Annotated in this window: 20 protein-coding genes and 1 pseudogene; 15 read left to right on the top strand and 6 right to left on the bottom strand. The window is 45.7% G+C overall.

Going from position 1 to position 19411, the window contains the following annotated elements:
* Positions 1–44: 44 nt before the first annotated feature.
* Positions 45–452 carry a hypothetical protein gene (locus AB6E78_RS08025; protein ID WP_017054885.1) on the bottom strand — a complete coding sequence of 136 codons (408 nt, stop codon included), beginning with the start codon at positions 450–452 and terminating at the stop codon, positions 45–47.
* A gap of 139 nt (positions 453–591) precedes the next feature.
* On the bottom strand, positions 592–1923 hold the full coding sequence (locus tag AB6E78_RS08020) for a ferric reductase-like transmembrane domain-containing protein (RefSeq protein WP_017064979.1): 1332 nt from the start codon (positions 1921–1923) through the stop codon (positions 592–594).
* Between the two features lie 233 nt (positions 1924–2156).
* Between AB6E78_RS08020 and AB6E78_RS08015 the strand changes: the two genes are divergently transcribed.
* From AB6E78_RS08015 to AB6E78_RS07995, 5 genes are all read left to right on the top strand, one after another.
* Positions 2157–2846: a flavin reductase family protein gene (locus tag AB6E78_RS08015; RefSeq protein ID WP_102393976.1), complete on the top strand. Its 690-nt coding sequence runs from the start codon at positions 2157–2159 to the stop codon at positions 2844–2846.
* Positions 2847–2966: 120 nt separating this feature from the next.
* Positions 2967–3758 carry a CLCA_X family protein gene (locus AB6E78_RS08010; RefSeq protein WP_372112653.1) on the top strand — a complete coding sequence of 264 codons (792 nt, stop codon included), beginning with the start codon at positions 2967–2969 and terminating at the stop codon, positions 3756–3758.
* A gap of 186 nt (positions 3759–3944) precedes the next feature.
* Entirely contained in the window at positions 3945–4202 is a 258-nt protein-coding gene (locus AB6E78_RS08005) for a type II toxin-antitoxin system Phd/YefM family antitoxin (protein ID WP_017061616.1), read from the top strand.
* A complete protein-coding gene (locus AB6E78_RS08000) occupies positions 4192–4458 on the top strand; it encodes a Txe/YoeB family addiction module toxin (protein ID WP_017061615.1) in 267 nt (88 codons plus the stop codon). Before AB6E78_RS08005 ends, AB6E78_RS08000 begins: the two co-directional genes overlap by 11 nt.
* A gap of 31 nt (positions 4459–4489) precedes the next feature.
* Positions 4490–4813 (top strand): DUF4144 domain-containing protein, encoded by a 324-nt coding sequence (locus AB6E78_RS07995; protein WP_108194370.1) that lies wholly within the window; start codon positions 4490–4492, stop codon positions 4811–4813.
* A gap of 105 nt (positions 4814–4918) precedes the next feature.
* Here the strand turns inward: AB6E78_RS07995 and AB6E78_RS07990 are convergent, their stop codons facing one another.
* Positions 4919–6247: an anaerobic C4-dicarboxylate transporter gene (locus AB6E78_RS07990; protein ID WP_010432780.1), complete on the bottom strand. Its 1329-nt coding sequence runs from the start codon at positions 6245–6247 to the stop codon at positions 4919–4921.
* A gap of 411 nt (positions 6248–6658) precedes the next feature.
* Between AB6E78_RS07990 and AB6E78_RS07985 the strand changes: the two genes are divergently transcribed.
* The 9 genes from AB6E78_RS07985 to AB6E78_RS07945 all read left to right on the top strand — a co-directional run bounded on the left by AB6E78_RS07985 (position 6659) and on the right by AB6E78_RS07945 (position 17625).
* Positions 6659–7318: an HAD family phosphatase gene (locus AB6E78_RS07985; protein ID WP_017069081.1), complete on the top strand. Its 660-nt coding sequence runs from the start codon at positions 6659–6661 to the stop codon at positions 7316–7318.
* 196 nt (positions 7319–7514) lie between these two features.
* Entirely contained in the window at positions 7515–8141 is a 627-nt protein-coding gene (locus tag AB6E78_RS07980; protein WP_372112651.1) for an HD domain-containing protein, read from the top strand.
* 63 nt (positions 8142–8204) lie between these two features.
* Positions 8205–8891, top strand: a complete 687-nt coding sequence (locus AB6E78_RS07975; RefSeq protein WP_017067459.1) for a DNA-3-methyladenine glycosylase I — start codon at positions 8205–8207, stop codon at positions 8889–8891.
* A gap of 194 nt (positions 8892–9085) precedes the next feature.
* A complete protein-coding gene (locus AB6E78_RS07970; RefSeq protein WP_017071662.1) occupies positions 9086–9820 on the top strand; it encodes a GntR family transcriptional regulator in 735 nt (244 codons plus the stop codon).
* Between the two features lie 468 nt (positions 9821–10288).
* Positions 10289–11734, top strand: coding sequence for a xanthine dehydrogenase small subunit (gene xdhA / locus AB6E78_RS07965; RefSeq protein ID WP_032549154.1), 1446 nt, complete (start codon positions 10289–10291; stop codon positions 11732–11734).
* On the top strand, positions 11727–14132 hold the full coding sequence (gene xdhB / locus AB6E78_RS07960) for a xanthine dehydrogenase molybdopterin binding subunit (RefSeq protein ID WP_372132950.1): 2406 nt from the start codon (positions 11727–11729) through the stop codon (positions 14130–14132). Before xdhA ends, xdhB begins: the two co-directional genes overlap by 8 nt.
* A gap of 48 nt (positions 14133–14180) precedes the next feature.
* Entirely contained in the window at positions 14181–15062 is an 882-nt protein-coding gene (gene xdhC / locus AB6E78_RS07955; RefSeq protein WP_372132952.1) for a xanthine dehydrogenase accessory protein XdhC, read from the top strand.
* Positions 15063–15121: 59 nt separating this feature from the next.
* Entirely contained in the window at positions 15122–16456 is a 1335-nt protein-coding gene (gene guaD, locus AB6E78_RS07950; protein ID WP_372112645.1) for a guanine deaminase, read from the top strand.
* Between the two features lie 287 nt (positions 16457–16743).
* Positions 16744–17625 (top strand): AEC family transporter, encoded by an 882-nt coding sequence (locus AB6E78_RS07945; protein ID WP_004732869.1) that lies wholly within the window; start codon positions 16744–16746, stop codon positions 17623–17625.
* On the opposite strand, the gene AB6E78_RS07940 is transcribed toward AB6E78_RS07945, so the two are convergent.
* Entirely contained in the window at positions 17622–18146 is a 525-nt protein-coding gene (locus AB6E78_RS07940; protein WP_017067015.1) for a hypothetical protein, read from the bottom strand. The two genes, AB6E78_RS07945 and AB6E78_RS07940, sit on opposite strands and share 4 nt — an antisense overlap.
* Before the next feature lie 438 nt (positions 18147–18584).
* Here AB6E78_RS07940 and AB6E78_RS07935 point away from each other — a divergent pair, with 438 nt between their 5' ends.
* Positions 18585–18863, top strand: coding sequence for a hypothetical protein (locus tag AB6E78_RS07935; RefSeq protein WP_102351827.1), 279 nt, complete (start codon positions 18585–18587; stop codon positions 18861–18863).
* A gap of 109 nt (positions 18864–18972) precedes the next feature.
* Here AB6E78_RS07935 and AB6E78_RS07930 read toward each other — a convergent pair.
* Positions 18973–19155 (bottom strand): annotated as a pseudogene (locus tag AB6E78_RS07930) (GrpB family protein); the annotation flags it as partial.
* Positions 19156–19171: 16 nt separating this feature from the next.
* Positions 19172–19411: a hypothetical protein gene (locus tag AB6E78_RS07925; protein WP_372052116.1), complete on the bottom strand. Its 240-nt coding sequence runs from the start codon at positions 19409–19411 to the stop codon at positions 19172–19174.

The following is a 19411-nucleotide window of genomic DNA, read 5'->3' as shown; positions in this document are numbered from 1 at the left end:
TTCAATAGAAAAACGACTAAATCAAAAAATAGAAATAGAGATCGCTACTTTCTCTTACCCTGCTCCACCAACTTTTCATTCCATGCCGTATTGCCGTCACGCTTAGAGACATCGTACTCCGCACAGAACTGAGATATGGTCATATTGTTATCGCCAGTGGCAAGCTTGAGAGCCAACTGAACTTGTTGAAGCTTGCTTTGCAGTCGCAAGATTTGACCAGCATTTGGGCTTTTCTCTTTGGCGTATTTTAAAGCCGCATGCTTACGTTCTGCCGCGCCCGCTCGGCGATCTGCTTCTGATAACAGATACTTGAGTTGAGCAACACTCTTGCCTTTCTTGAAGGCAGGATCAAGCAACTCAACGCATTCATCAAACGATGGATCGATAACGTATGGGTCAACTTTATGAGCTTGTTGGCGCATCCATTCGAGTGCGAGTTTTTCATCTGACATAATTACATCTTTACCAAAGAAACAGCCCTATATGGTATCGCTCAATAGCAAACCGCTGCAATAACAAATTGAGTGACTTTACGCCTTTTTACACTGTGCCGATTGACTAATTTAACAATCAAAGCTCCAATAGTTGGCTTTAACGCATCACAAACAGCTCTTCGTGGTAGTGCTTTTCAATATCAAATTGATAGGTGTCTAATTCTTTTTTCAGTGATGTAGAGAACAACTCCGGCCCGCAGAAATACATCTCGTACTCGTTGAGGTCGCCACATTGATTGACAATTCTTCCGGCGTTTAGCCGCGGTGAGTGCAAGGTATCTATCACGGTCAACTTCACACCAACCGCGTGTGCTAGGTGCCACAACTCATCGATTAATTGCTTATCAACACCGCGAGTACAATAAAACAGTTGAATACGAGGATGATCTCGTTCTGTTTTGAGCGCTTCAAGTGTTGCAAAAAACGACGCTATCCCGACACCACCAGCAATCCAAATTTGTGGCTTGCTTAGGTCAAAATAAAGTCGACCATAGGGTCCTTCAACCGTAACCGCATCGCCCGCTTTCACTCGTTCATATAGGCCATTAGTAAAATCACCCAGCTCTTTGATCAAAAAGCGCAGCTCTGGATCATCACTGCCAGAAACAATGGTAAACGGATGCGGGTCTTCATTACCGAAACGCAAGTACGCAAACTGCCCAGCTTTGTGACCTTGCCAAGATGCCTCCGGTTTTAACACCAGCTCCATCACTTCAGCTTGTGGAAAATAGCGAGTCGAGATAATCGTCGCTGAGTGACGATTACGACGCCCAACCAAGCCCAACAAACTGTAAATCGCTGCGATAGACCCAGCCAAAGCAAATGCCACAGTTAGATAATAAATAGGTTCTCCCCAATACGCTCGTTTAAGCAGGATTACTGAGTGGAAAGCGATAAACAGGTACGCAACCGACATCAGACGGTGCGACAATTTAAACGGTTTGTACTTCACTGCCGCCCATAGTGACGCCACCAGTAAAATGAGCAACAAGTAGAAGCCCCACTCGCCAATACTCTGAGCAATACCGCGTAATTCATTGACCCATAACTCCCATCCAGTCAAAACAGCTTGCGGCCCTGAACCATCGTGTCGAACAGGCTTATCTAACACACCAGACACCACCAATGACTTAGGTATTTGGTACCACAACCAGTGTGTCACACCCAGTGCAACACCACCGATACCGAGCCATTTATGGACTCGATATGCTTTATCCATACCTTTCAGCCAATTCTCAACCATAGGCAAACGCATCGCCAAGATCATTGTGATGGACATTAACACCAGAGACAAAATACCTGAGTACTGAATCATGGCTGAGCGCCATTCAAAGACATCGCTTGAAGCGAATAATTGCGGTTCCATCGCAAACCAAAAGGCTGACATTGTGGCAATCATTGCCCAAATGATATTGCGGACTGTTTTCATTTGTTAACACTCATAAAGACGACATCATTACTTTAGCTCCTGTGATGTAAAGGGACGTCAACGTACGTAAATCTATGCAAAGGATCTCGTTCATTGTGCTGTAGCAGAGATAAAAGAGACAAACTGCCCACGGCCAATAAGCGCTCTTTGATCGATAAAAGCGGATTCTTCGTACATATAAGTCCGTTAGTGAGCATGCTCGAAGATAACAATAAATGAGAAGAAGAGAAGATATGAAGGACATGACCCTTTCTAAACAAGATATCCAAACAATGAACCCGCGCCACCGCATTCGTTTGGTTAACTCCCTATCTGGATTTAAAAGCGCCAACCTAATTGGTACTTGTGATAAACAGGGGCTTGAAAACCTTGCGATAGTGAGCTCTGTCATTCACCTAGGGTCTGATCCCGCGCTGCTTGGTTTTATTGTTCGCCCAGATAAAAGCCGACGTCATACGCTAGAAAACATCCTAGAAACTAAGTACTTCACCGTTAACAGCATTGGTGCTGACTTTGTTAAAAAGGCCCATCAAACCTCGGCTCGCTACCCTAAACCAGTCTCAGAATTCAACGCGGTCGGCTTAACGGCCTATTATGACGACACATTCCCCGCTCCCTTCGTCTTGGAGAGCAGTTTAAAGATAGGGTTAGCGTTCAAAGAACAGATAACAATCGAAAGCAATCAAACGCAAATGTTGATCGGTGAAGTTATAACGATTCACGCACCCAAACGCGCCGTGATGCCGGATGGCTACCTTGATTTAGAAGCGTTGGATTTGGTCACGGTATCAGGGCTTGATAGCTACCACGTAACTCAAAGACTGCACCGATTAAGCTATGCAAAACCACAACAGCCACTCTTTCCACTCACTCGTGAAGGTAACCCAACTTCATGGGAAGCTTTCGAACTCAATCTAAACTAATTTTGTTCGGCAATTTGCTATCAAAAGTGCTAACGTCCTTTAATTCCAAGAGATGCATCTCACACAGGCGCATCTCACTGAGCACACTATTCATTCTTACGTCTGTTTCCAAGGACCCCTTTGAAGTTAACCCACTTTAAATACAAAACGCGCAAAGGCCCAGACTACCGACATGGCGATCAGGTGTCATTCATGGACATCAAACAGACCTTCGGTATGGGCAGCATTCGTGTGGGCGCTTGGGTAACGAAAGAAGAGAAAGAGCTAGCCGCGAATCTGATATTCGACTCGTTAGCCGACTTGGCTTACATCCTGGCTTTGCCACCAGAAGCAATTGGCCTTCGCGGCACATTAGGCTTAGCTTTCGGCAGTGGCGGAAGAAAAGGCGTACAAGCACACTACGCCCCGAACCAGAGAGAATTAGCTCTTGCTAAGAATGCCGGAGCTGGCGCGCTCGCACACGAGTTTTGGCATGCATTTGACCATTATATCGCTGAGAAAGCGTTTGAGATTGGTGACACATCCGGTCCTCGCAAGCAAATCTTGTTCGCCAGTGACTGTTGGTTACACGATAGAAAGGTGCGACCTCATCCATTAAATGAAAGTTTGATGTCTGTGTTTGACGCCACATTGCTTAGCGACAATAACTTGGACAAACACGATTACGTGGCACGCAGTGTCATTGCCGACAAGGCAACGTCGGCTCGTTACTTCTCATTGCCAACAGAAATGATGGCTCGTGCCTTTGAAGCTACGATTGAATCCTGCTCAGATATCGAGAATTCTTACTTAGTCGATGGCACGACCAAACCGGATATGTTCCCTCTCTATCCAGATCTCACGCATCGCAAAGAGATTTATCAAGCGCTGCAAGGTTACTTCGTGCCGTTGGGCCGATCTTTAAGTAAATAGCATTTTGAGTCAGTAACACTCTGCAGATTTACAGTGAGTGACATGTACCATAAGTTGATCATGTGTAATCTCTGAGATAACATGTACAACAAGCGAAACATGTATAATAGTTAATTCATGAATGATTAACTATTCTGTGTATATTGAAAGATTAAACATATCCAAAAACAACAGGGTAAATAAGTGATGAATATTGTTTCTTTTACTGAGGCAAGAAATAGCCTTAAGTCTGTGCTCGATAGAGTGGTAGACGATTCTGATGTTACGGTAATAACCAGACGAGATTCAGAAGATGCCGTGGTAATGTCTCTTGACCATTTTAATTCAATGCAAGAAACCTTGTACCTAATGAGCTCGCCTAAAAACGCTGAAAGATTAGCTGAATCCATTGCTCAACTCGAAGCCGGAAATACAACCGTTCGAGAATTGAATAATGACGAATGATCGAAAGATTGTATTTACAGATAATGCTTGGGAAGATTACCTATACTGGCAAACCCAAGACAAGAAAACGCTCAAGAAACTAAATAAGTTGATTGAAGCCGCCAAAAGAACGCCCTTTGAAGGGATTGGAAAGCCGGAGCCACTAGTCGGCAACCTGTCTAGCTTTTGGTCAAGACGAATCGATGACAAGAATCGATTAGTGTATAAAGCAGATGACGATAACTTTTATATAATTGCTTGTCGTCACCACTATTAAAAGCAGTAAGCAGCACATAGAAAGGGCAGCAATGATCAGTTGGCCATCTTTGGTAAAACTCGACGGTGATGATGAGCTTATTTACGTCGCGTCAGAACAAGATTTCCAGGTGGAATGCTCAGATATGATCTTGGGCGAAGATGATTACCTCATCGATTCAGTTGGCGACAGCTACTCGCTACAATCAAACTCAAACCAACTGGGTTTAGCTAAACGAGCTGAGCAGTATTCGGTTGAAAGCGTGACTAAACTGATTCGAAACCACGAGTTCCAGAAAGCTGAAGTGTGCCTGATGAAGATCCACTTCCTAACGATTGAAGAAGCGATTCAGTCTTTGGCTTTTGAGCCACGTTAATAGCTCTCCTAAAAGCTAATAAACGAAACCTGTTAAAACAAAACAGCGCCAATTTAGGCGCTGTTTTTGTTTGTTGTCTTAGCTATCTCAAAGAAAGCTAATACATTAAGCGATAAAAATCTGTGCCAGAGCGTAGCCTAAACAACATGCGCCCACGACACCGATTAAACCCACCGACATGAATGAGTGGTTGAAGTACCACTTACCAATCTTAGTGGTACCAGACACATCGAAGTTAACCGTTGCGATATCTGATGGGTAGTTCGGGATGAAGAAGTAGCCGTAAACCGCTGGCATTAAGCCGATCAACAAGGCTGGGTCTAATCCTAAGCCAAGGCCAACCGGTAGCATCATACGTGCAGTAGCGGCTTGCGAGTTCACCACAACCGATACGATGAATAGCGCTAGCGCAAACGTCCATGGGTAGTTGGTCACCATTTCCACGATGCCAGATTTGAACTGAGGCATTGCGTATTGGAAGTAAGTATCCGACATCCAAGCGATACCGAAGATCGCAATCGCTGCCACCATTCCCGATTTGAATACCACACCGTTTGGCACATCTCGCGGATCAGTTTTGGTTGCCAGCAAGATGATACCGCCGAAACAGAGCATCATCATTTGGATGATCACCGACATCTTGATTGGCTTGTCGCCGTCTACGATAGTTCTGATCTCAGGCACCATCGCCACGATAACAATCACGACAATCGACAATAGGAAAATCAATACCGCATTGCGAGCCGAAGTTGGCAGTACTTCATCCAAAGACGTTGCTGTGGTGCTTTCGATACGCTTTTTCCACTCAGGATCTTTTAGACGCGCTTGGTATTCAGGATCATCGTTCAGCTCTTTACCGCGTTTCAAGCTATACAAAGAAAGTAAGAACGTACCAAACAACGTTGCAGGCACCGTCACCATCAAAATAGAAAGCAGAGTAATAGAATGTTGAATATCAGAAAGCTGCGCGAGGTAATACACCACAGCAGCTGAAATTGGCGAGGCAGTAATAGCCAGTTGAGACGCTACAGACGCCGCCGCCATTGGGCGCTCAGGACGAATCCCGTTCTTCAGTGCGACATCGCCAATGATCGGCATGATGGAGTAAACCGCGTGGCCAGTACCCAATAAGAAAGTCATCGAGTAAGTCACGAACGGAGCTATCAGGGTAACGCGTTTCGGGTTCTTTCTAAGCACCCTTTCCGCCACTTGCAGCATGTATTTCAAACCACCTGCCGCTTCGAGAATCGAAGCACAAGTAACAACGGCGAGGATGATCAGCATCACGGTGACAGGTGGAGACGTTGGTGGCATCTTGAAGACAAACACCTCGATAACCAAACCAATACCAGAAACAACACCTAAGCCAATACCGCCATACCGAGATCCGATATAAAGGACGACTAATAAAAATAGAAACTCAAAATACAACATAAGCAACCCTGCTAAAAATGTGGACTAATGTTATTTTCTCCCTAAGCTCAGCCATTTACTTATTGCTTGGTCACACTATGATTGCAGGCTCCCGGTAATTGTTTTTTATAAGATTATGGTCACGTAAACCGACCTGTAAGTTTATGAAATGTAATAAGAAGCCAGACGCACAAGCTAGATTTGTTATGTGGAATAATCATAATTGTTTCTGTTAGATCTGGATGGCCTATAAAACACAAGGCTCATAACTGAACGATATTATTTCAACCACAATCAATCACATTTAAAGTCATGCAGAAGCATATTGCCGAGCCGATTGGATATATTCTTACTGAACGTTGACTCGCCTATCACTAGACACTATGTCAAAATACCCGCCCTCACGATGACAACACATTAAGAACCACGGATATGAATTTTCAAGCTGCTATTTTTGATATGGATGGGCTGCTGCTCGACACCGAGCGACTTTGTATGCAGGTTTTTGAAGAAGCATGTCACGCGCAAGGTGTTCCGTTTTTGCAAGATGTCTACCTAGGCATCATTGGTTGTAACGCAAAAACCATCGAACAGATTTTTCGAAATGGTTACGGTGAAGGGTTAGATTACCCAGCGCTGAATAATGAATGGCGCACCCGCTACAGTGCAATTGTTAAAAACCAAGCAATCCCAGTAAAAGATGGCGTGATTGAGCTGCTTGAATGGCTAAAATCGAATGACATTCCAATCGCGGTGGCGACCTCCACTCAGCTTGATATCGCAAAGAAGAAGCTTGAGCTGGCTGGCCTAGATTCGTACTTCACCTCATTAAGCACAGGCTGCGAAGTGACTCACGGCAAGCCTCACCCAGAGATCTACTTACTCGCGGCAGAACGCTTAGGTGTTGCACCTGAAACCTGCCTAGCGTTCGAAGATTCGAACAACGGAATTCGCGCTTCTATGGCAGCCAACATGATCAGCTTCCAGATCCCTGATTTAGTAGAGCCATGTGACGAAGTGAAAGCGCTTGGACACACCATCAGCCCTTCTCTGCATGATGTGCTAGCACAGCTTCAACAAGCTGCAGCTTAAGCTCTGACTGCCGTTGATAATGCTTTTATCAACGTAGACAAGCCCCTCTATTAAGCCGACTCACAGAGTCGGTTTTTTTGTTGGTATTCCTTTTATAAAAGATAAAAACTCGCGCTTGAAACTGTTAAAGTCGATGTGAAATAAATGCTAGGTGATCAACAAGATTGCTAACGTCTACATAGGGAGAAAGAGACGCGTGAAGGAAAAGTTTGAAGACCAACTGCTTGATTTTGCACAACGAGAAATGACACAAGATGCAGCACACGACATTAGCCACATTAAGCGCGTAGTCAAAACCGCTAAGGCTTTGTGTGCTCAAGAACAGGCTAAGCTTGAAGTCGTTTTACCCGCCGCTTACCTTCATGATTGTTTCACCTTTCCCAAGAACCACCCAGACAGAGCCAAAAGCTCGCAAATGGCAGCAGACAAGGCGATCTCTTTCCTCAAATCTATCGACTATCCCGCGTCCTATCTTGATGAGATCCATCATGCCATTGTCACGCACAGCTACAGCGCCAACATCACACCTGAAACCTTAGAAGCTCAGATAGTCCAAGATGCCGATCGCCTTGATTCGCTCGGAGCAATTGGCATCGCTCGCTGCTTGTATGTGGGTCAGAGCTTTAATGCCGAGCTGTATAACCACGAAGACCCGTTCGCTGAACATCGTGACTTAGATGACAAGCATTACAGCGTCGACCACTTCTACGTGAAGCTGTTTAAGCTCGCTGAAACCATGAATACAGAATCCGCTAAGTTAGAAGCCAACAAGCGCACCGACTACATGCGTGGCTTTCTCGCTCAATTGGCGACAGAAGCTTAAGCTCCTTTTCATATAGAAATTAGTCCCCATATCATAAAGAATCGCTTTAGTTTGGAACCTCCAATGACCCAAGAAAAATTCGACACTATTTATCAACGTGCTGCTCACCGTAAAGGTGGAGCTGCCGAGCTCGAAAAGATTGTTCGTGCGCCCCTTTCACAAGCTGAGCTATCACAAATCACCGACGATCGTTGGCTAGCCGCCTTTACTGAAAAAGTATTCCAGTGTGGTATTTCATGGAATGTAGTGAGGAAGAAATGGCCGCAATTTGAAGAAGTGTTCTTTGAATTCAATATCGAAAAAATGCTGATGCTGCCGAATGAAATGTGGGAACAAAAAGCGCAAGACCCGCGCATTATTCGCCACCTCACTAAGGTGATGACCATCCCTGCCAATGCCACCATGATCCACAATGCTAAGCGTGAGGCGGATTCCTTCTCACAAATGGTTGCCGACTGGCCATCAGAACGTATCACTGAACTTTGGGATTATCTGAAGAAACACGGCAAGCGATTAGGCGGTAACACTGGTGCCTACACTCTGCGCCAAATGGGTAAAGATACCTTCATCTTGTCATCAGATGTTGAAGCACACCTACGCAGCACAGACGTGGTTGATAGCGGTCGTAACACCAAGCGAGCACAACTGGCAGCGGGTAAAGCCTTCAACGAATGGCAGCAACAGTCAGGTCGTAGCCTGAGCGAAATCAGCCAGATCGTGGCGTACAGCTGCGGCGATAATCGCGTCTAGTTTTAGGGCGAATGACTTAAAGCTCAAGATTGCACACAGTTCCCTGCAAACTAAATGTTATAAGTCATTAACAAATAAGCGTGCATCGCACTTTCATCCAGTGGCATTGTATAGATAAATGTATACAATATAGAGTAATACTCATGAATTATTCTCGGCCAACCCAACTCGACTAAACAAGGGTCCTTATCTCTATGACAGCTCTCAAAAATTCTGTCTCCAAAGGTGTAAAAACAAAAGTAACAGGCCAGACTCAAGACGATGTTGTTTACTGCCATATCTTCGACGCGATACTAGAACAAAGGCTGCCACCAGCCACCAAATTAAGCGAAGAAGCGTTAGCAGAAATCTTTAGCGTTAGCCGCACCATTATCCGCCGTGCCTTACTGCGTCTTTCTTTAGAACAAGTTGTGGTGATCCGTCCTAACCGAGGAGCCGTGATTGCTGCGCCAACGGTTGACGAAGCCAAACAAATCTTTAAAGCACGTGAAGTGATGGAAATTGCTATCACTGAGCTGGCGGTGAAAAACGCAACCAAAGCTCAAATAGAAGAATGCAGAAAATTAGTCGCGAAAGAGAACTGTGCTTTCGACCAAGGCGATTACGGCTCTGGCCTACGTTTGTCTGGTGAGTTCCACATCAAATTGGCTGAAATGGCAGAGAACGCGCCACTGCTGGCTTTCCAACGCAGCTTGGTATCGCAAACTTCACTGCTGATCGCTCAGTACGAAACGGGCAACCACTCGAACTGTTCTCTAGATGAACACTCAGGCTTACTGGATGCGATAGAGTCAGGCAATGAACAACAAGCCGTCGAGTTGATGCAAGAACACCTAAGCCATATTCGTTCGAAGCTCAACCTAGACAGCAGCACAGCTTCTAGTGATCTGCATGTCGTGTTCTCAGATCTGCTTAAGAGTAAGTCATAGACGATTCAACAAACGATTGATAACCATCTGTTAACAACTTTTTGTTAACAGCTTTTTATTAACAATACAGGAGAGAAGTAAGCCCCTGCGTTTGCTTCTCTTTTTTATGCCCTCTCATCCTAAAAATAAAGACGACGATCGGCTCACATCCATCTAAAACACTGTCTATTCTAGCCTCAACAACGATCTTAGCCTCTACAGAATCACTCCCAACAGTGCCATAAATCTTGTCTTTATCTTGTATACATAGCTATCCATTCATTCACACCATAAAACTGTTCAATCTCAATCCAAACCCTTATAAAACAGACGACTATGACCAAAATTAAATTGTATACAATTCACGACAAGCCATCTTTGTTGCATTTTTGTAAATAAATAGTTGACCGCAGGGTCAGGATGGATAATTATTGACCTAGAAGTCAAAAAGAATACACATGGAAATATGTCGATTTACAAGGAGGTCTCTTGATTACTTTTTTGCTCAATCAGGAAATAAGACGCGAAGATAATCTGTCGCCAAATATGACAGTGCTCAACTACCTTCGTACCAAGATAAATAAGACGGGTACAAAAGAAGGTTGTGGGTCGGGCGACTGTGGCGCATGTACGGTAGTTCTGGGTGAAGTGGTTGATGGACAACTGCAATACCGCTCGGTGAACTCTTGCCTTACGTTCGTTTCAGCGCTGCATGGCAAGCAACTGATCACAGTAGAAGATCTGCAAAATCGAGATCGCTCATTGCACCCAGTGCAAAAAGCGGTGGTTGATTTTCACGGTTCACAGTGTGGTTACTGCACGCCGGGCTTCATCATGTCGATGTTTGCGCTAGGCAAAAACAAACCCGATGCGAGCAAAGAAGACGTCATGGAATCACTGGCGGGTAACCTATGTCGTTGTACAGGCTACCGACCAATTGTTGATGCTGCGATGTCACTTTCAACAGACCAACCTTTGATCGACCAATTTGCTGAACTTGAACGCAACACCATCAAGAAGCTAGAAAGCATTCAAGACACTGAGGCCAACTTACGCCTTGGTCACCTCACCGCTTTTTCCCCAAAAAGCACCGATGAGTTGGCCAAGCTTTTTCAAGCCCACCCGAACGCTAAGCTGGTTGCTGGCGGTACGGATTTAGCGCTGGAAGTGACGCAATTCCATCGTGAGATTGAAACACTGATCAGCGTGAACCTTGTTGAAGACATGAAGGTATGTGAAGAGACCGACACCGATCTAATCATTGGTGCCAACCTGCCTATCAGTGATTCTTACTCACTATTGAAAAAACACTACCCAGATTTTGGTGAACTGCTGCATCGCTTTGCTTCACTGCAAGTGCGTAACCAAGGCACCATCGGCGGTAATGTAGCGAATGCTTCGCCTATCGGTGACACCCCTCCTTTGCTGATTGCCCTTAACGCAAAGATCAAACTTCGTTGCGGTGACGAGTCACGCACCATGCCGATTGAAGATTACTTCATCAGCTACAAAGTGACGGCGCAAAAAGAGAGTGAGTTCATTGAACAGATCATCATTCCTAAGCCAACTAACGACAGCTTCCGAGCTTACAAACTGTCTAAACGTTTAGACGACGACATCTCTGCGGTGTGTGGTGCGTTTGATATTCAAATCGAAGACGGCAAGGTTTCTTACGCTCGTATCGCTTTCGGCGGTATGGCTGCAACACCTAAGCGCGCGGCGCGTTGTGAAAATACGTTATTAGGCAAACCATGGACAGACGCTAATATTAAGTTAGCGATGCAGGAACTGTATAACGACTTTGAGCCGCTATCTGATTTCCGTGCCAGCCAAGAATACCGTTCATTGTCGGCAGCCAATATGTTGCGTCGTTACTTCATTGAACAGCAGAACAAAAACAACCAAATCGAAACAAGGGTAACGTCTTATGTCTAAATCAAATTCCTCTGTTCACAAGAGCAATGCGATGACCCACGAAGAGATGGTTACCATTGCAAAACAAGACCTAAAAACTGGCGTAGGTAAAAGCGTAAAACACGACAGTGCAGCCAAGCAAGTCACGGGCGAAGCGGTATACATTGACGACCGCCTAGAGTTCCCAAATCAGCTGCACGTCTACGCACGCCTGAGCACTCAAGCACACGCGAACATTACCAATATAGATTTATCACCGTGTTACGAATTTGAAGGCGTGGCGATTGCCATTCAAGCCAAAGACGTACCAGGTGAATTGGACATTGGTGCAATCCTACCGGGCGACCCACTGCTTGCCGATGGCAAAGTAGAATACTACGGCCAACCTGTGATTGCTGTGGCAGCTAACGATCTAGAAACCGCACGCAAAGCCGCGCACGCAGCCGTTATTGAATACGAAGAGCTACCAGCCATTCTTGATGTGAAAGAAGCGCTGGCAAAAGAGCACTTCGTAACAGAAAGCCACACTCAACAGCGTGGTGACTCAAAAGCAGCACTGAAAAAAGCGAAACACGTGATCTCTGGTGACCTAGAGATCGGTGGCCAAGAGCACTTCTATCTAGAAACTCAAATCAGTAGTGTAATGCCAACCGAAGACGGCGGCATGATCGTCTACACCTCTACACAGAACCCGACCGAAGTTCAAAAGCTGGTTGCGGAAGTGATTGGCGTGCCGATGCACAAAGTCGTGATTGATATGCGTCGTATGGGTGGTGGTTTCGGTGGTAAAGAGACTCAAGCAGCCTCTCCAGCGTGTATGGCCGCGGTTATTGCCCACCTTACAGGCCGACCTACAAAAATGCGTTTGCTACGCAGTGAAGACATGCAGCAAACCGGTAAACGCCACCCATTCTACAATCAATATACGGTCGGTTTTGACGACAATGGTGTGATTCAAGGTGCCCATATTACCGTTTCAGGTAACTGTGGTTACTCGCCAGACTTATCAAGTTCTATCGTCGACCGAGCGATGTTCCACTCAGACAACGCTTATTACTTAGGCGATGCAACTGTGGTTGGTCACCGATGCAAAACCAACACCGCATCGAACACTGCATACCGTGGCTTTGGTGGCCCGCAAGGCATGATGACCATCGAACACATCATGGACGAGATTGCGCGTTACCTGAAAAAAGATCCTTTGGAAGTACGTAAGGCGAACTACTACGGCGAAGAAGGCCGTAACGTGACCCATTACTACCAAACCGTTGAAGACAACTTTTTACCTGAGATAACCGAACAGCTTGAACGCAGCAGTGACTATCACGCACGTCGTAAAGACATTGCCGAGTTCAACAAGCAAAGCCCTATCTTGAAGAAAGGCCTTGCTATCACACCCGTGAAATTCGGTATCTCGTTTACTGCGACTTTCTTGAACCAAGCAGGTGCGCTCATCCATATCTACACCGATGGCAGTATTCATTTGAATCACGGTGGTACGGAAATGGGGCAAGGCTTGAACATCAAAGTGGCACAAATCGTTGCACAGGAGTTCCAAGTCGATGTCGAACGTATCCAGATCACCGCTACAAACACAGACAAAGTTCCGAACACATCACCAACCGCAGCCTCATCGGGCACCGACCTCAACGGTAAGGCCGCGCAAAACGCCGCAATGACCATTAAGCAGCGCCTGATCGACTTCGCTTCTTCGCACTTCAAAGTGTGGCCTGAAGAGGTGGTATTTAAGAACGGCATGGTGCAGATCCGCGATGAGATCATGACCTTCAACTCATTTGTTGAACTGGCTTGGTTTAACCAAATCTCGCTATCGAGCACTGGTTTCTACCGCACTCCGAAGATCTATTACGATCATGAGAAAGCACGCGGTCGCCCGTTCTACTACTACGCGTATGGTGCCTCTTGTTCAGAGGTTATCGTCGATACCCTAACCGGTGAAAACAAGATTCTACGTGTCGATATTTTGCATGACGTGGGCGCTTCATTGAACCCAGCAATTGATATCGGCCAAGTCGAAGGTGGCTTTGTGCAAGGTGTCGGTTGGTTAACGACGGAAGAGTTGGTTTGGAACCAGCAAGGCCGCTTGATGACTAATGGCCCTGCGAGTTACAAGATCCCTGCGGTTGCTGATATGCCAATTGATTTCAGAACGCACCTTTTAGAAAACCGTAACAACCCAGAAGACACCGTCTTCAACTCGAAAGCCGTGGGTGAACCGCCTTTCATGTTGGGTATGTCAGTATGGAGCGCACTGAAAGACGCCATTAGCTATGTCGCCGTCGATGGCGCGATTCCTAAGCTCAACACACCTGCAACGCCAGAACGTATTCTGATGGCGATTCAGGAAGTCACTGAAACGGCTCCGACTTCGGTCGATGCTCAATCAGAAACGGCTTAATAAGGCTCATGATAGCTTAGGAAGCATAGAAGGGATTTAGGAGGACATATGTTTAAGGATAATTGGATTCACGAACTGGCAAAACTGGAAGAGAACTACGAACCGTGTGTGATGGTGACGGTTCTTGAAGACAGAGGTTCCGTTCCACGCGATGCGGGCACCAAAATGCTTGTCACTCGTGACCGAATCATCGCTACGATTGGTGGTGGTCACCTTGAACATGTGGCCACCAAAATGGCTCGTGAGATGCTGATTGCCAGCGAAAAGTCCCTCAAAGTGGAACGCTTCAACCTCGGTGCTCGTTTAGGCCAATGTTGTGGCGGAATGGCAACGTTAAGCTTTGAACCGATTGGCACTCAGCAGAACCACCTTGTGCTGTTTGGAGCAGGCCACGTTGCCAAAGCGCTGCTGCATATTGTAGCTACCCTGCCTTTCCGCGTGACTTGGATTGACGAACGTGAAGAAGTGTTCCCTGAAGCGCTACCACACGGTGTGAAGAAGCTTGTCTCAGACGATCCGGTTGGCGAAGTGAAACACATGCCACCGAACAGCTATTACCTCGTGATGACACACAACCACCAGCTCGATTTTGACCTAACTAAGGCCATTATTGACCGTGAAGACAGCCGTTACTTTGGCATGATTGGTTCTCTGACTAAGCGCAAGAAGTTCGACTTCCGCTTAGAGCAACGCGGCTATAGCCAAGAACAAATTGAAACCATGCTTTGCCCGATTGGTATAAGTGCGGTGAATGGCAAACACCCTGCCGAAATTGCGGTGTCGGTTGCTGGTGAACTGATCGCACACTATCAAGGCCAAGCACTTGAACAAAAGCGCCCAACCAAACAATATCGAAATCAGGATTTGACCGTGCAACACAGTCAACCAAGCGACGTAGGCGAACCACCATTGGAAGAGAAGATCGCCTAATAAAAGTCGCAAAGCTTCAGTGGCCATAACGTCGCTGAAGTCATTAAAAGGAAGTAAACATGACAACGCAACGCAAAGCTTATCGCGCCAGCATTTTACACAGCGTCGCCGACCCAAAAGACGTCGGTATCGATGAGTCTTACGACTATTTTGAAGACGGTGTTTTAGTGGTTGAGAACGGCCATGTCGTCGACTTAGGCCATGCCGATGAGGTATTGGCTCGCCAACCTAAAACACTCGAAGTAAAAGAATACAAAGACAAGCTGATCACCTCTGGCTTTATTGATACGCACATCCACTACCCTCAAACAGGGATGATCGCGTCTTACGGTGAGCAGCTTCTTGATTGGTTAGAAAACTACACCTTCCCAGAAGAAAAACGCTTCAAAAACCCAGTTTATGCACACAAAGTGGCAAAGCTATTCTTAGACGAACTGGCGAGCAACGGCACCACCACAGCACTGGTATTTGGCACGGTACACAAAGAGTCCGTCAACGTATTCTTTGAAGAAGCTGAGAAGCGTAATCTACGAATGATCGCCGGTAAGGTCTTGATGGATCGCAATGCGCCTGATTACCTCACCGACACACCAGAATCTGGCTATGCTGATTCCAAGGAACTGATTGAAAAATGGCATAACCGTAGCCGTTTGCTTTACGCAGTGACACCTCGCTTTGCGCCAACCAGCACACCAGAGCAACTTGCTACTGTAGGTAAACTGCTAGAAGAATATCCAGACGTGTACATGCACACTCACCTTTCTGAAAACGAGAAAGAGATCGAGTGGGTGAAATCGCTGTTCCCAGAGCGCGACAGTTACCTAGATGTATATGACCATTACGGACTACTTCACAAACGTTCGGTATTTGCTCATGGTATTCACCTTTCTGATTGTGAATGTAAACGCCTTGCCGATACTGAATCTGCCATCGCCTTCTGCCCAACTTCTAACCTTTTCTTAGGCTCGGGGTTGTTCCGATTACCAGAGATGGAAGATCACGGTATTCGTGTCGGCGTGGGGACTGATGTCGGCGCAGGCACTAGCTTCTCAATCCTACAAACCATGAGTGAAGCCTATAAGATCATGCAGCTTCAACATAAGAAATTGCACCCAGCTAAGTCGCTATTCTTAGCCACATTAGGTGGTGCACGTTCACTGCATTTAGAAGACAAGATTGGCAACTTGGAAGTAGGAAAAGAAGCCGATTTCGTGGTGTTGGACTTACACGCCACACAATTGATGCGCTTTAGAATGGAACAAGCGACCAAGCTTGAAGAGAAGCTATTTGTATTGATGAGCCTGGGTGACGACAGAACCGTCAGCGAGACTTACATCTACGGCGAGAAAGCCTACGATGTGAATTTCAAAGATTATCAAAAGCTCGTTAGCTAGACTGAAAACCGAGTAACAATCGCTAGACAGCGACAGCCGTCGTTAATTAAAAATCCGTCCAGATTTATCTAGCCTTGAAAGACCAGTTGCTGATGCCACTGGTCTTTTTTGTGCTTCATTCAAAGAAATATAAATTAACCGTTCACAAACAACGATCTTCGGTGACGCCAAGTCATTATATTGATAGGTTAATGTTTATACATATCGACTTCATACTTCACTTTAGCGTCTCTCTAAAACATTCGTTTCTCAGCTAAATGGAAGCACTCAATCTAGAAAGGAATTCTATGTTCGAACAGGTCGTCAGCATTCTGTTTCCCGTTTTTGCTTTAGCCAGTGCTGGCTTTGCGGTGGGTCGTTGGCTCAAGCCCGATTTCAAACCGATCAATCGCATCAACATGGATGTGTGTATTCCTGCGCTAGTGTTTGCCTCGCTGACCACCATGCCTCTCGACACCGAACAACTGCCACTCATCACCGCCTCTTTGGTCGCGGTGTTGGTGCCCGCTTTATTGATGATACCAATCTGTAAGATCTTTAAGCTCAACTTCAAAGCTTGGGCGCCGCCACATATGTTCCGCAACAGTGGCAACCTGGCCATTCCCCTGTTCACCTATACCTTTGGTGAGAGTGCATTAGCCCCTGCGGTATTGCTGTTTGTGGTATCGGCATGCGTGCACATTAGTGTCGGTTTAGCGCTACTAAGCGAAGGTAATCCGATCAAACAGATCCTCAAGATGCCGATATTCTTAGCCGCAGCATTAGCGATGACGCTCAACCTGTCTGGCATTGCAGTATGGAATCCAATCTACGAAGCAACATCGCTACTCGGCCAAGCAGCCGTGCCCATCATGCTGTTGTCGTTGGGTTCGCAAATGGTGAACTTGAAGCTAAGCGGACTCAAAGTTGGCTTGCTGTGTACGGCTCAATCGCTGTTTACTGGTGCCATCGCCTTCGCCATCATCTACTTCTTTATCCCGCTGCCAACGCTGCACCTACAAATGATGGTGCTGTTCACCATGCTGCCACCTGCCGTGATGAACTACCTGTTCGCTGAACGGTTCAATGTCGAGCCGCCTAAAGTCGCATCTATGGTGTTGTTCGGCAACTTCCTAAGTGTGGTTACCTTGCCTATTTTACTGTCGTTCGCGCTGTCTATGTCGAGTTAATTGTTTACGCACTTATCCAGTTTAAGCTCTGCCGTCACTTTAGTAAGGCGCAGAGCAATAGCGAAACAGACTAAGTAAGGACTCACATACCAGAAGAGGCTTTCTAATGGCTGCTTCACCTGCGCTTCTCTGGTTTTTATGTATTGGTTTTTCTGCTTCTCATACTGACTCAACATACCATCCACCCACACTGCATCACTTTCAACCAGCGACACGCTAGGCGCAGGAACCGTAAAATCCGATGCGTTGGGTAACAAGGTAAAATCGACATCTTTGAACGTGATCGCCGTATTCAAATACCACAAACACGCTTCGTGGTGCTGAGCGTGATTATCTAAAGATGGCTGACCAGTGCAGGTATCACTTCTTAATTTATCCAAAGAAAACTGCTGAACCGATTCTAAAATCGCGACCGCTCTAGTTTGTTCTGTTTCAACCCAATCGCCCGCTACTTTCGCACGAATCTCAGACACTGCACCCAGCATCCCGATACCCGCTAGAAACGGCCATAAATAATCCATGAGCTTCCACTTTCGTCGGCTCAAGTTGAACCCACACCAAATCGGAAGATGAAAAAGGAGCGTTAGCCCAAGCGATAGCAAAACGAAATTCAAGGAGCTAGAGAGCATGAGTTCGCTATCAAAGAAGTTCTTCATAATGAGAGACTTGCCTGTATAACAAAGAGAAATTTGATACTAGGTTCGATACTTGAAAAGAGTGTAAGGGGAAAGTAAAAACAGCACAAAAAGTAGTGTAATAAACAATAGAGCGATATTCCTCCCTATATATCTCAGATCAAACCATAAACCAAACACAATAAAACCGGAAGACTCATTAACCCAGCAAATATCAGATCACAAAACAATCAATCAAATCAAATATTTAACTAAATTCTTGACTAAAAATAAGATAGATATAGAGTGCGAGAATAACAACTAAATGCATAAGGAAGCATAATTATGAATGACGCAATTCAACAAGCTCGCATACAAAACAAAATGAAAAATCCTATGATAGCGCTACTGTTAGGTTTTGTAATACCAGGAGGCGCTCAGATGTATGCAGGGAGCGTCATGTGGGGAGTTGTTAACTTAATTCTCATCGTAGTTTGCGCGATCACCGTTATTGCTTCTCCAGTATCATTTATTTTATGGATAGTTTCGCTTTTCCTAGGTTACAAGGGCACCAAAGCTTATAACGATTCAGTTCTTGATAAAGCAGAATCTGCAGAATCATAATCAATAAATGTTGATAGTCTAACTTCACTAGGCTATCAACATTTAAGTTCCACTCATAGTCAATAACACTGACCACTTGCAAGGCCACATCATCAGCAGATGTGGATTACAACATACCAAGTTCAATACCTACGAAAATATCTAGATCGCCCTTAGACACGGCAAAAGGAATAGAAGATGCGCCTACGTGCTCAACTCTCGCGTTAGGGATTAGCTTTTTGATGTCACGTTCGTATCGGATAAACAGCTCGTTGCAAGCCGCTTGGTATTGTTCCGCGGGGTAAAATTTCATATATCCTCACTCCGAATCACAAACTATTGAACACACCAATTGCTAACAGAAGCAACACGATGCTAATAGCTCCGATATAAGAGATTCTGGTTCGCTCTTTTTCAGTTGGAATCAATGGGGGGAAGCGCCCTAGTGTGAATGCTTTACAGACTATCCAGCCAGCTCCGTAACCAATGAACTCAATCAATATCGACTGAAACAGATACCTAAAGAATGAGCTCAATGCCCTAAAATACGCGACTATCAAGTCTTCCAT

It is taken from the genome of Vibrio sp. 10N.247.310.98 (assembly GCF_041467395.1).
In the GTDB taxonomy this organism is placed as follows: Bacteria; Pseudomonadota; Gammaproteobacteria; order Enterobacterales; family Vibrionaceae; genus Vibrio; species Vibrio crassostreae_C.
This window is presented reverse-complemented; position numbering and strand designations above follow the sequence as displayed.

Bases quoted from the DNA above. Each gene is read 5' to 3' on its own strand.
- AB6E78_RS08025 (WP_017054885.1), bottom strand. From the start codon at position 452: ATGTCAGATGAAAAACTCGCACTCGAATGGATGCGCCAACAAGCTCAT.
- AB6E78_RS08020 (WP_017064979.1), bottom strand. From the start codon at position 1,923: ATGAAAACAGTCCGCAATATCATTTGGGCAATGATTGCCACAATGTCA.
- AB6E78_RS08015 (WP_102393976.1), top strand. From the start codon at position 2,157: ATGAAGGACATGACCCTTTCTAAACAAGATATCCAAACAATGAACCCG.
- AB6E78_RS08005 (WP_017061616.1), top strand. From the start codon at position 3,945: ATGAATATTGTTTCTTTTACTGAGGCAAGAAATAGCCTTAAGTCTGTG.
- AB6E78_RS08000 (WP_017061615.1), top strand. From the start codon at position 4,192: ATGACGAATGATCGAAAGATTGTATTTACAGATAATGCTTGGGAAGAT.
- AB6E78_RS07995 (WP_108194370.1), top strand. From the start codon at position 4,490: ATGATCAGTTGGCCATCTTTGGTAAAACTCGACGGTGATGATGAGCTT.
- AB6E78_RS07990 (WP_010432780.1), bottom strand. From the start codon at position 6,247: ATGTTGTATTTTGAGTTTCTATTTTTATTAGTCGTCCTTTATATCGGA.
- AB6E78_RS07985 (WP_017069081.1), top strand. From the start codon at position 6,659: ATGAATTTTCAAGCTGCTATTTTTGATATGGATGGGCTGCTGCTCGAC.
- AB6E78_RS07975 (WP_017067459.1), top strand. From the start codon at position 8,205: ATGACCCAAGAAAAATTCGACACTATTTATCAACGTGCTGCTCACCGT.
- AB6E78_RS07970 (WP_017071662.1), top strand. From the start codon at position 9,086: ATGACAGCTCTCAAAAATTCTGTCTCCAAAGGTGTAAAAACAAAAGTA.
- xdhB (WP_372132950.1), top strand. From the start codon at position 11,727: ATGTCTAAATCAAATTCCTCTGTTCACAAGAGCAATGCGATGACCCAC.
- xdhC (WP_372132952.1), top strand. From the start codon at position 14,181: ATGTTTAAGGATAATTGGATTCACGAACTGGCAAAACTGGAAGAGAAC.
- guaD (WP_372112645.1), top strand. From the start codon at position 15,122: ATGACAACGCAACGCAAAGCTTATCGCGCCAGCATTTTACACAGCGTC.
- AB6E78_RS07945 (WP_004732869.1), top strand. From the start codon at position 16,744: ATGTTCGAACAGGTCGTCAGCATTCTGTTTCCCGTTTTTGCTTTAGCC.
- AB6E78_RS07940 (WP_017067015.1), bottom strand. From the start codon at position 18,146: ATGGATTATTTATGGCCGTTTCTAGCGGGTATCGGGATGCTGGGTGCA.
- AB6E78_RS07935 (WP_102351827.1), top strand. From the start codon at position 18,585: ATGAATGACGCAATTCAACAAGCTCGCATACAAAACAAAATGAAAAAT.
- AB6E78_RS07925 (WP_372052116.1), bottom strand. From the start codon at position 19,411: ATGGAAGACTTGATAGTCGCGTATTTTAGGGCATTGAGCTCATTCTTT.